This is a genomic window from Limnobaculum allomyrinae (genome assembly GCF_016649425.1).
GTDB lineage: Bacteria > Pseudomonadota > Gammaproteobacteria > Enterobacterales > Enterobacteriaceae > Limnobaculum > Limnobaculum allomyrinae.
This window is the reverse complement of sequence record NZ_JADRCR010000006.1, coordinates 212,686-227,216: the sequence shown is the minus strand read 5'-3', so window position 1 is coordinate 227,216 and position 14,531 is coordinate 212,686. Positions and strand designations below refer to the sequence as shown.

15 protein-coding genes and 3 tRNA genes are annotated in these 14,531 nt (G+C 45.6%); 10 read left to right on the top strand and 8 right to left on the bottom strand.

Annotated elements, in window-relative coordinates; all coding sequences use genetic code 11:
- Positions 1-350: 350 nt before the first annotated feature.
- Positions 351-908 carry a SecY-interacting protein gene (gene syd, locus I2494_RS13020; protein WP_218467074.1) on the bottom strand — a complete coding sequence of 186 codons (558 nt, stop codon included), beginning with the start codon at positions 906-908 and terminating at the stop codon, positions 351-353.
- Positions 909-997: 89 nt separating this feature from the next.
- Here syd and queF point away from each other — a divergent pair, with 89 nt between their 5' ends.
- From queF to xni, 3 genes are all read left to right on the top strand, one after another.
- Positions 998-1,852 (top strand): NADPH-dependent 7-cyano-7-deazaguanine reductase QueF, encoded by an 855-nt coding sequence (gene queF / locus I2494_RS13015; RefSeq protein WP_218467075.1) that lies wholly within the window; start codon positions 998-1,000, stop codon positions 1,850-1,852.
- A gap of 249 nt (positions 1,853-2,101) precedes the next feature.
- On the top strand, positions 2,102-3,469 hold the full coding sequence (gene ppnN / locus I2494_RS13010) for a nucleotide 5'-monophosphate nucleosidase PpnN (protein ID WP_218467076.1): 1,368 nt from the start codon (positions 2,102-2,104) through the stop codon (positions 3,467-3,469).
- Between the two features lie 68 nt (positions 3,470-3,537).
- Positions 3,538-4,320: a flap endonuclease Xni gene (gene xni / locus I2494_RS13005; RefSeq protein ID WP_218467077.1), complete on the top strand. Its 783-nt coding sequence runs from the start codon at positions 3,538-3,540 to the stop codon at positions 4,318-4,320.
- Positions 4,321-4,383: 63 nt separating this feature from the next.
- Here xni and rlmM read toward each other — a convergent pair whose 3' ends face one another.
- The 4 genes from rlmM to I2494_RS12985 all read right to left on the bottom strand — a co-directional run bounded on the left by rlmM (position 4,384) and on the right by I2494_RS12985 (position 7,498).
- Positions 4,384-5,487: a 23S rRNA (cytidine(2498)-2'-O)-methyltransferase RlmM gene (gene rlmM / locus I2494_RS13000; RefSeq protein ID WP_407657912.1), complete on the bottom strand. Its 1,104-nt coding sequence runs from the start codon at positions 5,485-5,487 to the stop codon at positions 4,384-4,386.
- Positions 5,487-5,873, bottom strand: a complete 387-nt coding sequence (locus I2494_RS12995) for a DUF423 domain-containing protein (RefSeq protein WP_218467078.1) — start codon at positions 5,871-5,873, stop codon at positions 5,487-5,489. The genes rlmM and I2494_RS12995 overlap by 1 nt, the downstream gene beginning before the upstream one ends.
- Before the next feature lie 101 nt (positions 5,874-5,974).
- Positions 5,975-6,889: a transcriptional regulator GcvA gene (locus tag I2494_RS12990; RefSeq protein WP_218467079.1), complete on the bottom strand. Its 915-nt coding sequence runs from the start codon at positions 6,887-6,889 to the stop codon at positions 5,975-5,977.
- A 384-nt stretch (positions 6,890-7,273) separates the two neighbouring features.
- Positions 7,274-7,498 carry a YgdI/YgdR family lipoprotein gene (locus tag I2494_RS12985; RefSeq protein ID WP_218467080.1) on the bottom strand — a complete coding sequence of 75 codons (225 nt, stop codon included), beginning with the start codon at positions 7,496-7,498 and terminating at the stop codon, positions 7,274-7,276.
- A 276-nt stretch (positions 7,499-7,774) separates the two neighbouring features.
- On the opposite strand from I2494_RS12985, the gene csdA reads away from it, so the two are divergent.
- Genes csdA through I2494_RS12970 form a run of 3 tightly spaced genes read left to right on the top strand, consistent with a single transcriptional unit; the run spans position 7,775 to position 9,976 of the window.
- Positions 7,775-8,977 (top strand): cysteine desulfurase CsdA, encoded by a 1,203-nt coding sequence (gene csdA, locus I2494_RS12980; protein WP_218467081.1) that lies wholly within the window; start codon positions 7,775-7,777, stop codon positions 8,975-8,977.
- Positions 8,977-9,414, top strand: a complete 438-nt coding sequence (gene csdE / locus I2494_RS12975; RefSeq protein WP_218467241.1) for a cysteine desulfurase sulfur acceptor subunit CsdE — start codon at positions 8,977-8,979, stop codon at positions 9,412-9,414. Before csdA ends, csdE begins: the two co-directional genes overlap by 1 nt.
- 49 nt (positions 9,415-9,463) lie before the next feature.
- Positions 9,464-9,976: a hypothetical protein gene (locus I2494_RS12970; RefSeq protein ID WP_228350950.1), complete on the top strand. Its 513-nt coding sequence runs from the start codon at positions 9,464-9,466 to the stop codon at positions 9,974-9,976.
- 69 nt (positions 9,977-10,045) lie between these two features.
- Here I2494_RS12970 and tcdA read toward each other — a convergent pair whose 3' ends face one another.
- Entirely contained in the window at positions 10,046-10,852 is an 807-nt protein-coding gene (gene tcdA, locus I2494_RS12965) for a tRNA cyclic N6-threonylcarbamoyladenosine(37) synthase TcdA (protein WP_218467082.1), read from the bottom strand.
- Between the two features lie 182 nt (positions 10,853-11,034).
- Positions 11,035-12,147 carry a murein transglycosylase A gene (mltA, locus tag I2494_RS12960; protein ID WP_218467083.1) on the bottom strand — a complete coding sequence of 371 codons (1,113 nt, stop codon included), beginning with the start codon at positions 12,145-12,147 and terminating at the stop codon, positions 11,035-11,037.
- A 212-nt stretch (positions 12,148-12,359) separates the two neighbouring features.
- Here mltA and I2494_RS12955 point away from each other — a divergent pair.
- The 4 genes from I2494_RS12955 (at position 12,360) to I2494_RS12940 (ending at position 13,194) form a co-directional block, all read left to right on the top strand.
- Positions 12,360-12,436: transfer RNA gene (locus I2494_RS12955), tRNA-Met, on the top strand.
- Positions 12,437-12,502: 66 nt separating this feature from the next.
- Positions 12,503-12,579: transfer RNA gene (locus tag I2494_RS12950), tRNA-Met, on the top strand.
- Between the two features lie 66 nt (positions 12,580-12,645).
- Positions 12,646-12,722, top strand: a tRNA-Met gene (locus I2494_RS12945).
- Between the two features lie 130 nt (positions 12,723-12,852).
- Entirely contained in the window at positions 12,853-13,194 is a 342-nt protein-coding gene (locus tag I2494_RS12940) for a DHCW motif cupin fold protein (protein ID WP_218467084.1), read from the top strand.
- On the opposite strand, the gene amiC is transcribed toward I2494_RS12940, so the two are convergent.
- Positions 13,191-14,432, bottom strand: coding sequence for an N-acetylmuramoyl-L-alanine amidase AmiC (gene amiC / locus I2494_RS12935; protein ID WP_218467085.1), 1,242 nt, complete (start codon positions 14,430-14,432; stop codon positions 13,191-13,193). The two genes, I2494_RS12940 and amiC, sit on opposite strands and share 4 nt — an antisense overlap.
- Positions 14,433-14,531: the final 99 nt, after the last annotated feature.

Sequence of the window (14,531 nt, the reverse complement as noted above, 5' to 3'; positions counted from 1 at the left end):
CTGTCCGTTAGTTCTATCCTGAACTATCCTTCATCTTCCTGATGATATCCTGAGCTCTTCCTAAGCGAATCCACTTGCTTTATCCTAAAGCCGTATCATCCTGATACAGTCCTTATTCCTGAGCTCCCTTTCGATGGACATAGAATCGCTTAATTTCCTCTGTCTCACAATATACCCTGTGAGACTTACATCCTGTAAGACAGCATTCAAACAAGCGAAAATTGACTTAGTTAATTGATATTTATAAATATTATTTAAAAGCTATTTTGTAAATTGACGATATGTCTCACAGGGCTTGTAGGATATATCTCACAAGGTAGCGCGCAGCCATTGTAAGACTCTCATCCTATTTAGTTCAAAAAACTCACTTGCGGTTCAAGTTTTTGCAGAAATACCGTTAATGATTCAGCCAGCGTTTCTCGTTTAGTGGTACCAAAATGTTCAAGCACCACCTCACCGGACAGATTACACAGAGAGACCATTTCCATTTCAGAATCTGTGGTAGCAATAAATAACGTAGGAACCAGCTTTAATCTGCGCTGCGTCACCAGATGCCCAATCAGATTCTCCTGCAACCGAATGAAGTCTTCATCGCTCCAAACCTGAATCAGCGATAATTCCAGCCCCTCAAAACGAGCGGTCATATCCCCGGCATACTGTGAGGTATAAAACTGAGCGCCCTCTTCTCTCAGCGATATATTCAGCGCTCGCTCAACATTAGCCAGAGAAGGTTCAGAGCCAAAGGGCTGGGGTAACCAGAGCACCGATTCATCCTGAGTGCGGACAATACAGGGAGAAGCTACGCCATACAGCATTTCACTGGCTGGTTCATGACCGGCCTTTTGCTGCCACAAATCAATAAAAGAGGTGGTGAACTGGGTCAAGGCGGAGATTACGGGATATGTCATATTTATCTCAAAGATTGCGTTACACTATATGGCAAATTTTCAATGATTATAGCGTTATTCCCTTCCGGGGGTAACCGTGGAGTAATAGCATGACTTCCCATTATCAAGATAATCAGGCGCTATCAGCGCTTAAGCTGGGTAAAAAAACCGCCTATATCGACCACTATGATGCCTCGCTGCTACAGCCTGTTCCACGTAGTTTGAATCGTGACCCACTGGGATTAAGCGCTACAGCTCTGCCATTTCACGGTGCAGATATCTGGACACTGTATGAACTATCCTGGCTTAACAGCCGGGGGCTACCACAGGTGGCCGTTGGTGAAGTTCATATTGATGCAAACAGTGTTAATCTGGTTGAATCAAAAAGCTTTAAACTTTATCTCAACAGCTTCAATCAAACCCCGTTTGGCAGTTGGGAAGATGTTCAGCAGGTACTCACGCGAGATTTGTCGCTGTGTGCTCAAGGCGATGTCAGCGTCAAACTGATTCGTCTGGAACAGTTGACCGGAGAGACTATTGGCACCTTTGACGGCGAATGTATTGACGATCAGCCAATAGAGATTACCCATTACGATTTTGACGACACATTGCTGAAGCAGGCAACAGAAAAACACGCACCCGTAGTTGAAGAGACTCTGGTCAGTCACCTGCTAAAATCCAACTGTCTGATCACCAATCAACCTGACTGGGGGTCTGTAGAGATTCGTTATCGGGGCCCCCAAATTAACCGCGAAGCACTGTTGCGCTATATTGTCTCTTTCCGCCACCACAATGAATTTCATGAACAATGTGTAGAGCGGATCTTCAATGATATTCAACGCTATTGTCATCCGGAAAGCCTCAGCGTGTATGCCCGCTATACCCGACGAGGTGGTCTGGACATTAATCCTTATCGGACAAATACTCAATTCGTACCCCAAACTAAGCGTCTGGCCAGACAATAGCCAGCGTTGCTTGAATAAAGTATCAAAAACAGCAAAGATAGTGCGATAAATCATAATATTAAGTGATACTTCGCAATATTTATGTAAATGACAGTAAAAAGCACAAGATTACCGTGAATGGTTTCCAGAACATCAGTAAAGTAAGGAGACTTAGGTAAAAACGGTAAGTACCATTATCTGAACAAACAGAAAAGCTTGCCGTTACTCTTTTAGCAAACTTTTCAATAACCTCAACGTTAGGGAGTTGGTTTGATTACACATATTAGCCCACCATTAGGTTCTATGGACCTGCTGTCACAGCTTGAGGTGGATACATTAAAAAGAACTGCCAGCAGTAATCTCTATCATCTATTTCGCAATTGTTCGCTGGCTGTGCTGAATGCCGGTAGCAAAACAGACAACAGTAAAGAGTTACTGGATCGTTATAAATCATTTGATATTAACGTTCTGCGTCGGGAGCGCGGCGTTAAGCTGGAACTGATTAATCCACCGGAAGAAGCCTTCGTCGATGGGCGCCTGATCCATTCAATCCAGGCTAACCTGTTTGCGGTTTTACGCGACATTCTGTTTGTTCACGGTCAACTCACTCAGGCATTACAACACCAGAGAATGGATCCTGATAATTCCGTTCATTTAACCAATCTGGTATTTTTCATCCTGCGCAACGCACGTGCCCTGCACGTTGGTGAAGAGCCGAATATGGTGGTTTGCTGGGGTGGACACTCAATCAATGAAACCGAGTATCTGTATGCCCGTAAAGTAGGCAATCAGTTAGGGCTACGTAAACTCAATATCTGTACGGGATGCGGCCCTGGCGCTATGGAAGCACCAATGAAAGGGGCAGCCGTTGGTCATGCTCAACAGGCTTACAAAGATAGTCGGTTTATTGGTTTAACCGAACCATCGATTATTGCCGCTGAACCACCAAATCCATTAGTCAATGAACTGCTCATTATGCCGGACATTGAAAAACGTCTGGAAGCCTTTGTGCGCATTGCTCACGGTATTGTGATTTTCCCTGGCGGTGTAGGTACCGCAGAAGAGCTGCTTTATCTGTTGGGTATTCTGATGAATCCGGAAAATAAGGATCAGAAACTTCCTCTGGTGCTTACCGGCCCGAAAGAGAGTGCCGATTATTTCGAAGTGCTTGATCAGTTCATTTTAAGTACCTTGGGTGAGCAGGCGCGTAAACACTATAAAATCATCATAGACGATCCGGAAGAAGTGGCTCGGGTGATGAAAAACGGTATGTCCGCGGTAAAAGAAAGCCGTCGGGCAACCGGAGATGCCTACAGCTTTAACTGGTCAATTAAGATTGCCCCTGATCTACAGCACCCATTTGAGCCGAGCCATGAAAATATGGCAAACCTGAACCTCTACCCTAATCAGCCACCGGAACAATTAGCTGCAGCACTACGCAGAGCCTTTTCTGGCATAGTCGCAGGGAACGTAAAAGATGTGGGTATTCAGGCGATTGAGCAATATGGTCGCTACAAGATTCATGGCGATCCACAAATGATGAAAGACATGGACAAACTGCTACAAGGCTTTGTTGCACAGCATCGTATGAAGTTGCCGGGTTCGGTTTATACCCCTTGTTATGAGATCTGTACCTAACCAACTTCATGCAATAACCATTAACTCTGCCGGAGGTCACTCCGGCAGCTTACGGATAAGCGAAACCTATGCCTATACACCTGCTGATTGTTGATGCTCTCAACCTGATTCGCCGTATTCATGCGGTTCAAGGTTCCCCTTGCGCTCCCACTTGTGTACGTGCTCTGGAACAGCTTATTCAGCACAGCCACCCTACTCATGCGGTTGCCGTTTTTGATGATGAACAACGTAATAGTGGTTGGCGACATACACTCTACCCCGACTATAAAGCGGGTCGTTCACCAATGCCGGAATCACTGGTAGATGAATTACCACAGCTAAAGGCGGCTTTTGAGCAGGCTGGTGTTACCTGTTGGCAATCCAGCGGTGATGAAGCTGACGATTTGGCCGCAACGCTGGCGCACCATATCAGCCAGAGAGGCTATCAAGTAACTATTGTGTCAACGGATAAAGGTTACTGCCAACTGTTGGCCCCGACCTTACGCATCCGCGACTATTTTCAAAAACGCTGGCTGGATGTTCCTTTTATTGAACAGGAGTTTGGTGTCAAACCTGCCCAATTAACGGATTTTTGGGGATTAGCCGGTATCAGCAGCAGCAAGATCCCCGGCATTGCAGGAATTGGTCCCAAAGCGGCGGCGACACTACTTAACCAATATGTAACGCTGGATGGAATTTACCAACAGATAGATAGCGTGCCGGATAAGTGGCGCAACAAGTTAATTGAGCATAAAGCGCTGGCTTATCTGTGTCGGGAAATCGCCACGTTAAAACAAGATATTCAGTTAGAGGGAAATCTTCAGCAACTTCGGCTAAATGAAAATAAGATGAATGAAGATAGCCTCAATTAAACAAAAAGCCCCGCAGTATCTTCACCACAGGGCCAAATTAAGTTAATTACCTTTTATCAGCAATTAATCCCGCTCATCACGACGACCGGGTATCGACGCCCAAATACGACGAACGTGCACAGTAACCTCTTCACGATCGTGATAAAGCTGCTTCGCATTAATTTGTGCGTTAATACCATTCTCTTTTAGCTTATCTTCAATGGCTTTCAAATTCTGACACACTTCTTCGTAGCGTTTTTTCATCGGCAACTTTAGGTTGAAAATGGCTTCGCGACACCATCCCTTGATTAGCCAGTCGGCCATCAGGTTAGCTACCCGCCAGGGCTTTTCCACCATGTCACACACTACCCAATAGTTTGTCGAGTTGCTCGGTTCATAGCGGAATCCATCTTCACGATGATGGGTTACCTGACCGGTATCCATGATGCTCTGCGCCATGGGGCCATTATCTACCGCATCTATCATCATGCTGCGCTGAACTAACTGATAGGTCCAACCGCCAGGACAGGCACCAAGATCGACCGCTCTCATACCGCTGGCTAAACGTTCATCCCATTCATCAGCAGGAATAAACACATGAAATGCTTCCTCCAGTTTAAGGGTTGAACGACTGGGTGCCTCTGCCGGAAACTTCAGACGTGGGATGCCCATAAAGAATGGTGAATTATTATTGCTGTATGAGTAGCCGACATAGCAGCAACCGCTGGCAATAAAGAACACATGAATCACCGGACGACGTAAATTTTCTTTCGCCAGTAAAATGCCACGCTCACGCATTACCTGCCGTAATGGAACCGTCAGCTTACGACAAAACTTCAACAGCTCTTTACCGTCATTCGTATCGGGTACTTCAACCCGCACTTCACCGGCGTTTTCCACTACACCCTGTATCATTCCGACGATAGGAGAAACACGATCCTCTACCGGCAAATCTTTTAGCAAATCGCCAACAACCAACATCTGGCGGGCGAAAATGAGCGAATTAAAAGGAAGCTCTTTTACCAGACGATCCGCATCTTCATGCTGATAACATTCAAACAGCACATAGCCACTGTTATCTTTGACCCGGGGAAAGCCATAGACTTCCAGCTTAGCCGCTTTTTCTGCAATCTCTGCCGCACATTCTTTCTCGAATCCCGGGCGACAATACAACGCTACTTTATTCACTATTCAACCTTTTTACTCAGGCGTAATGCACCAACCAGCAGCAGAGCCCAACCAATTAAAAAACAAAAACCGCCAAGTGGCGTGATATAAGGCCACATGCCAATAGAAGTCAGCGCCAGCCAATACAGGCTTCCGCTAAACAACACAATACCTACGGCAAGAAAAGCCGCGCTACGCCGAAACCAAATGTTGTCTCGTAACTGAACCGCAACCCCTAACGCCAGTAAGGCCAGAGTATGCATTCCCTGATAATCAAGACCAGTACGCAGCCACGCCATTTGCTTAACGTCCAGAATTTTACTCAAACCGTGAGCACCAAACGCCCCAAGAGATACAAAAATAAAGCCGCTTATGGCGGCAAGTACCAGAATCCAACGACTATTCATTATCATTTATACCTTTAAATGTAAGCGTTATAGCCAAACCTGCTGGAATTCTACCGGTAAATCCGACTTTATATAATCACTGTTTTGATTTTTGATGAGATCTATTCTTCATAGCGCAGATAAACGCTCTGCTGTTCGCTACTGGCAAGTGCCAGAATCCACTCGCGAAACGAGGCAATCTTACCTAATTCCGCCTGACTTTCATGGCATACTAAATAAAACGCATTTTTACTGGCTAAGGCATGATTAAACGGACAAACCAAACGGCCCGATTCAATTTCCGCTAATGCCAGAACGTTATTTACCACTGCCACACCCTGACCGTGAACGGCAGCCTGAACCACCATTGCCGTATGGCTAAATATTGGCCCCTGCTGCACATTTATATGCTGTAAACCTAATTGCCGAATATATGCCTGCCAGTCTCGGCGGGAGGCATCATGCAACAATGTATGATGCTCCAGCGCCTCTGGTGAAGTCAGCGGATGAGCGCCCATCATCAACGTAGGGGAACATACCGGAATCAAATACTCGGCATACAACGGCTCAACCCTTAACCCTGACCAGTTGCCGCGACCATAAAAAATCGCCACATCCACATCATCCGATATTTTCCATTCATCACGGTCAATAGCCTGAATTCGTACATCAATTTCCGGGTGAAGCTGATGAAATCCTGACAGGCGGGGTACCAGCCACTGAATAGCAAAACTGGTGGGGACGCTAACCGTTAATGCCCCTTTCGCACTACGCGCCTGTAGTTTACGCGTGGCTTCATTGAGAGAGGCGAATATCTCTTTTATATCCAGATAATAACTTTGCCCCTCTTCGGTCAGTAACAGAGAACGATTACGACGACGAAAAAGCTTAAGGCCGAGAAAATCTTCCAACGACTTAATTTGATGACTAACTGCGGCCTGTGTCACAAAAAGCTCTTCAGAAGCTTTAGTAAAGCTAAGGTGGCGAGCAGCGGAATCAAATACCCTTAATGCGTTTAATGGAGGTAATCTCTTCATAAGATTGATAATACTTCCCGGCTCTGGTGATAATTGGCGAATTGCTTAGCTATTTCAGCCATTCACGCATTAGTTTTTCTAATGCGTTACATTATAAATTGTCCGTTGTACATATACCAGCAAATACCTATAGTGATGGCACTTCCTAAGCCGGAACGAAAAATGTGTTTTTTGAATGAAGGGCGCATTTTGGCTTTGTGGTTGTGATGTTGTGTTTGCTAATTTTCCTGACATTTGTCAGGTGCAATCATTAATTCACTGATTTCTTTGGGTTAATGATGATTTTATTTTCTGAACATTTACCCTGTCTGTCCATAGTGATTACAGTAGCACCGCCAAGGCGGTGCTTTTTTTTATTCTGTTTTTGGTCAGGCCGCTGCGTAATTAGTACGGCTGCTTAACATACTCTTTCATTTCGCTCTGTTTTATCTGCTTTTCGCCATCAAAGCGAGTCTCATAAGTCACCATACCGGTGCTCTCATCAACCTGTGGCTCTCCCACCGTGATAATTTTGGTGCCATCTTGCATAGTCATCTCATAATGGCTGGAACAGCCAGCTAAACCTAACGTGAGAGCCAGTGCAGCAGAGGCAAGAATAAAACGTTTCATAAACTATTCCTTACGATTAAACAGGTTGTACCCTAAATAATTCTGGGGGCAGGTACGCAACCAACGCGCCTGCAACTTGTGAAGTACGGCGGATATATTACGCCTGATAAAAGCCATACTATCATCTTAAATCTCTTTAACTATCTTCTGAAAAGCGTCTGACTGCAAATAAAATTAGCGGCAATTAATGGTGTTCTTTCAACTCGCTGCTAGTACAATCAGAATTATTGCAGACAAATGTTATCAACATTTAATACCCACAGCGAATGGCCTCTTATGAAATCGTTTAATCCTGGTTTATTTCGCCAACAGTTTCCTGCACTAAGTGAGGCAGGCTGTTATCTGGACACGGCAGCAACGGCACTTAAACCCCTGTCAGTGATTAACGCAACCAAAGAGTACTATGCCCATAATGGCGCCACGGTACATCGTAGTGCCCATACGGCAGCACAGCACGCTACCGAACAGTTTGATAACGCCCGTCAGCGGGTAGCTCAACTACTCAATGCCGCCAGTGAACGACAAATTGTCTGGACCAAAGGCACCACAGAGGCCATCAACTTAGTGGCTCAAAGCTATGCCAGACCACGCCTGCAACCAGGTGATGAGATCGTTGTCACCGAGTCAGAACATCACTCAAACCTTATTCCCTGGCTAATGGTTGCCAAACAAACCGGCGCTAAAGTCATTAAATTACCGCTCAATAAATGGTTTATGCCCGACCTGAACCAGCTACCGGCGTTGCTAAATAGCAAAACTAAAATTTTAGCTATCGGTCATATGTCAAATGTCACTGGCGGTTGCCCTGACCTTAAGCTGGCTATCAGCCTTGCTCACCAAAATGGGACTATCGTCATGGTTGATGGTGCACAAGGTGTGGTGCACGCGCCACCAGATGTTCAACAACTCGATGTCGATTTCTATGCCTTTTCCGCCCATAAACTCTATGGCCCAACCGGAATTGGTGCCCTGTATGGCAAAGCAGAACTACTGGCTGAAATGTCTCCCTGGCAAGGGGGCGGGAAGATGCTAACTCAGGCATCATTTCATGGATTTGAAGCTCAGCCAGTTCCTGAATGTTTTGAAGCGGGTACACCTAACATCGCCGGTGTCATTGGCGTTGGTGCCGCATTGTCATGGCTTAATACTCAGGATATTGCTGAGGCGGAACGCTATTCTTGTGCCTTGGCTCAAGCTGCCTACGACCAGCTGTCATCTATTCCCGGTTTTATCAGTTATCGTGCCCCTGGCAGCAGCCTGCTGGCATTTAATATCGAGGGCTTTCACCACAGTGATGTGGCAACTCTGCTTTCAGAGCAAGGAGTAGCGATTCGTTCCGGGCAGCATTGTGCTCAGCCATTGTTGGATGCCATGGGCGTAAGCGGTACACTGAGAGCCTCATTTGCCCCTTACAATCAGCTGTCAGATGTAGATCGGTTGTATGATGCATTAACCCACGCGCTTTCATTACTGGAGTAATCATGCTGGCTCCTCACCCTTTTGGTACCGATATTGGTACAGAGCAACTACTCAGTCTGTTTAGTGATAAAAAGCAGTGGGAAGATCGCTATCGTCAACTGATCCAATTGTCAAAGCAGCTACCGCCATTACCAGAAGCGCTAAAACAACAACAGCTGGAATTAAAGGGCTGTGAAAACCGGGTATGGTTGGGGCATCAGCGCAATGAAGATGGTACGCTGCACTTTTACGGTGACAGCGAAGGAAGAATTGTAAAAGGTATTCTGGCAATCCTGCTCGCTCAAATTGAAGGTCAAACGCCACAGCACATCGTAAAACTCGACCTGATGCAGCTATTTGATCGGTTAGGAATTCACCAACAACTCAGTGCTTCCCGCTCTCAGGGGCTGGATTCGCTGGTTAATACTATAGAGAAAATAGCGCTTCTCTATATTTAATAACGTGATGTTTTATTCATTCACACCTACGTTATATCAAGGATGAACAATGAAAATTATTCAGACATTATTACTATCAATTTCATTAAGTTTTGCTGCAAATGCCAGCATTGAAATGACTTCCGTTGAGCCCATTAAAGAACACATCACCATTGATGTTCCCAAGGGATTTACATTGATGTCAGACAATATGCTGAAACGTAAATACCCTTCAGAAAATCGACCTAAAATTGTCTACACTAACGAATCAGGCACAGTAAATATCGCTGTTAACCATACTCAAATGCCTTTAGATGACAGCAAGCTGGATGGTTTAAAAGACTTTATGTTGGAAAGTATGAAGAACTACCAGCCTCAGGCAAAAGAAGTGATGGTCGATAATAAAAAGGCCTACATTCTTGATTTTATCTCTCATGCTACAGACACGGATATCCATAATCTGATGCTAATTACCCCTTATAAAGGCACTGTGCTTTTTGTGACGTTTAATACCACAAAAGAAGAGGAAGCTACTTATCTGGAAGCGGGAAAATCATCGTTGATGTCGATAAAATTTAAATAACGCTTTAATTATATGGCCTGTAGTGGTGGATATTTTCGAGCGCTACAGGCTATGATTAATAGCTTTTTGCTACTGATTTCTTGCTGCTCTGGCTAACATTTTTTTCAACGCATGAGATACGGCAACAAAACCAAATGAAGCGGTGACCATCGTTATCGCACCAAACCCTGAAGCACAATCCATCCTTTTCGGCCCCTCTGCGGTACTTTTTACCCCACAAACGCTACCGTCAGCCTGTGGATACACTAACTGTTCGGTTGAAAATACACAGTCGATACCCAGTTTGCCTTTGCCATTTTTAACCACGCCAAAATCGCTTTTCAGCCGTTCACGAAGTTTAGCGGCTAGCGGATCCTGAATGGTTTTTGCCAAATCAACCACCTGAATTTGTGTCGGGTCGATCTGTCCCCCGGCACCTCCGGTAGTCACTACCGGAATTTTATTGCGGCGACAATAAGCCAGTAATGCGGCTTTAGGACGAACGCTGTCAATCGCATCAATAACATAGTCAAACTGCTTAGTCAGATATTCAGCCACGTTATCAGCGGTAATAAAGTCATCAATACAGGTCACTTCACATTCCGGATTGATTTCAGCAATCCGACGGGCCATCACTTCACTTTTTGGCTGCCCTACCGTTTGGCGCAGCGCATGAATCTGGCGGTTAGTATTAGTAACACAGACGTCATCCATATCAATCAAGGTGATATGACCAATACCGCTACGAGCCAGTGCTTCCGCTGCCCAGGAACCCACACCACCAATGCCAATAACACAAACACGAGCCTGTGAAAAAAGCGTCAGCGCAGACTGCCCATACAAACGGGCAACGCCGCTAAAGCGCTGTAAATAGGCATCAGAATAGACAGCAGACATGGAGACCTCATATTGGGTATAGCGTTGGATTGCCTGATAACCTGATCCGCAAACCAAAAACAGATTTAATAACGATATATATGCTGCGGGGAGTAAGATATATTCCTACTCCCCGCCGATAAGTTTAATGGATTTAGCAACAAGATAAAAATAACCTGTTGCTGAATTTTCGTAGTAGCCGCTTAGTTAGATGCAGATAAAAGCGGTGAATCAGAAGGCGCGCTCAGCACCCATACCCGGCCGTAGTGATTATAAAAACCTGCTGCATGTCCGGCCTCATCACCAATTCCCTGATAAATATCAAAGTGATGGCCTTTAATAGCCCCACCAACATCCAGTGCAATCATCAGACGCATTTCGTATTTACCCGTAAATTTGCCATTATTATCCAGTAAAGGAACCTCGGCCAAAATAGTGGTACCTGGTGGAATCAGTGTCTTATCCGAAGCCACCGATGCCTTGGCAATCAATGGAACCGCACTTGCCCCTTTCACCGGTGCAGAATGCCGTGGTTTAAAGAATACAAACGAAGGATTTTGCTCCAGCAACTCTCTGACCTCTGTCTCACTGTGTTGCTCAGTCCAACGTTTGATTGCCTGCATAGACATCTCTTCACGTGGCACTTCGTTACGGTCAATCAAGACTTTACCAATACTGTTATAAGCTCGTCCGTTTTTACCCGCATAGGCAAAGAATACCAGTGGAGTGCCATCACCAAAGTCAACGTATGCACTACCCTGCACTTCCATCATGAAATTATCCACTAATGAATTGCTATAGGCTAATTCCAGATTTAAACCATCCAGCGCACCGGCGTAAATACCCGCGCGATCGGGTAAGCGACGCATGTTTTTACTTTTCTTTGGCATCGAATACAGCGGATATTTAAACTCACCCTGACGGGTGTGGCGAGCATGAATAACTGGCGTGTAATAACCGGTAAACTGAACGTTTCCGTAGTTATCCACCCCTTCCATTTGATAAGCGCCGAGCTTGAACTGGGATAATTGAGGGCCTTCAGCGCCTGAGACCATCCACTGGAAAATTGCCTGATAGGTATCACGGTGTTTGTTATACAGCGACGGAGAAACCTGACTAATTTCATAAACCTGTTGAGCAAAATCTTTACCGTTAACCGGCTTATTCTTGGCATTTGGATTATTCACTAAACCAAATGTATGGCTCAACTTACCATCTTTATATTGTTGCCCACGATCGGTTGGCCGTGACTCGCATCCTGCAAGTAACGCAATAACGACACCACCCAGTATAAATTTTACCCAACGTCCTTTCATTATATCGCCGCCTACCTTTGATTAACTGCTGCTCTGTTGCTGTCGAACAATACCAAGGCCGCCAGTATAAAGGAAAGTGCTTATAAAAAAAGTGGCAATCGCGAAATGATGAAAAGTTAATCAATCGTAAAATTCAAACCTACTTTTTTGTTATTTTAAAGAAAAATAGCTTGCAACCTGAACCACAGAGAGTATTATGCGCCTCCTACGGACGCGGGGTGGAGCAGTCTGGTAGCTCGTCGGGCTCATAACCCGAAGGTCGTCAGTTCAAATCTGGCCCCCGCAACCAACTTAATACTATGCCAAGGTATTAAGGCAGAAACATCTTCTGTTGTAGTATTTAGTCTTATTCGGACGCGGGGTGGAGCAGCCCGGTAGCTCGTCGGGCTCATAACCCGAAGGTCGTCAGTTCAAATCTGGCCCCCGCAACCAATCCGATACTATACCTACGTATTAAACCAGAGATGTGTTCTATTGCAGTATCAAGTCTTTTTCGGACGCGGGGTGGAGCAGCCCGGTAGCTCGTCGGGCTCATAACCCGAAGGTCGTCAGTTCAAATCTGGCCCCCGCAACCAATCCGAATCGTTAACATTCTTATCCATACCTCCTGTAGTAATTTTTTCATCAGCCTTATCCCTCATTATCCTGTGCTACGCTTAAACTCAATCTGTTTCAATTTTCGTTATTTATACGGGTAACTTATTGATGAAAATGCCGCCATTCGCTTTTAGTCTGACAGACTGGAGCAACGTAGAAAAAACTGAACATCAGGGAGAAACTGGCACAGCCTGGTGGCAAACTCGTTTTTTCGGTGAAGAACAAAACAAAATTCGCGTCCGTATGGTTGAGTATTCTGCTGAATATCTTGCTGACCACTGGTGCAGCAAAGGGCACATTCTGTTCTGCCTGGAGGGCGAGCTGGAAACCACGCTCGATGATGGGCGTAAGTTCGTGCTAACGCCAGGGGTAAGCTATCAGGTTGGTGATAATGCGGAAGCACACCAGTCTTATACTAAAACCGGTGCGCGCCTGCTCATTGTTGATTAATACTTTATGGTCGCGAAATAAGCCTTAATTCCGGCAAAAACTGATTCAGCGATCTGCTGTTGGAATTTTGCCGTTTTCAACTTACGCTCTTCTTCCAGATTAGAGATAAACGCAGTTTCAATCAGGATAGAAGGGATATCCGGCGCTTTAAGCACCGCAAACCCAGCCTGTTCGATTTTATTCTTATGCAGCTTGTTTACCCGCCCCATACGCGTCAGCACTTCTTTACCAAATTTAAGGCTGCTATTGATGGTGGCGGTTTGCACCAGATCAAAAATAGTATGGTCAAGGTAGCGGTCACCACTTTTACTCACACCACCAATCTGATCCGCCTCGTTTTGCGTTTGTGCCAGATATTTAGCCGCGCTGCTGGTTGCTCCCTTGGTAGACAAAGCAAACACCGAAGAACCATTAGCGGAACGGTTAGTAAAAGCATCAGCGTGAATAGAGATAAACAAGTCTGCCTTTTGCGCTCTGGCTTTGGCTACCCGCACCTTCAACGGAATAAACACGTCTTCATTGCGGGTCATATATACCTTCATCCCCGGCTCTTTCTGGATCAGAGTACGTAAACGGCGTGCAATTTGCAGCACGATATTCTTCTCTTTGGTGCCTCGTTTGCCGATAGCGCCAGGATCCTCACCACCGTGTCCCGGGTCAAGCATGATAACCAGAGGACGATCTCGTCCGGCTTTCCCTGTCTGTGGTGATGCGGCAGGTTGATCTTTTTCCAGTTCGCCGAGATTATACTCTTTCAGTAACGCCAGTAGTGGATCGTCAGATTCAGAAGAGCCGCCGTTAGCCGGATATAAATCAACCACTAAACGGTTTTTAAACTCGGCAATCGGCTTCAGCGTGAACAGATTAGGATTAATATTTTGCTTTAATTCCAGCACCAACCGAACGGTATTGGGATCGTGTTGCCCTACTCGCGCCAGCTTCAGATAAGGATCGTTATTTTGTACCTGAGCAGAAACAGCTTTTAACACACTGTTTAAATGGACATTTTCAATATCAATCACCAAGCGATTGGGATTGGATAAAGCAAACTGTTTATACTTTAACGGAATCGTCGACTCCAGCGTAACTCGCGTATAGGTCGAAGAGGGCCATACGCGCACAGCAACAATGCTGGCCGCAGAGGCAGCAATGCCAACGCCACTTACACTCAATAACCACGTCGCAGCGGCTCCCTGCAACAAACGGCGGCGTAAATAATTGGGCTTAGAGCTAGACATGATTCTCCGAAATAAAACAAACGACGATACCGATAAAATAAAGCTGGCGTAAAACTCTACCGAAGTGAAGCTGTGCTGTCACGTTTTACATGCGTGTTA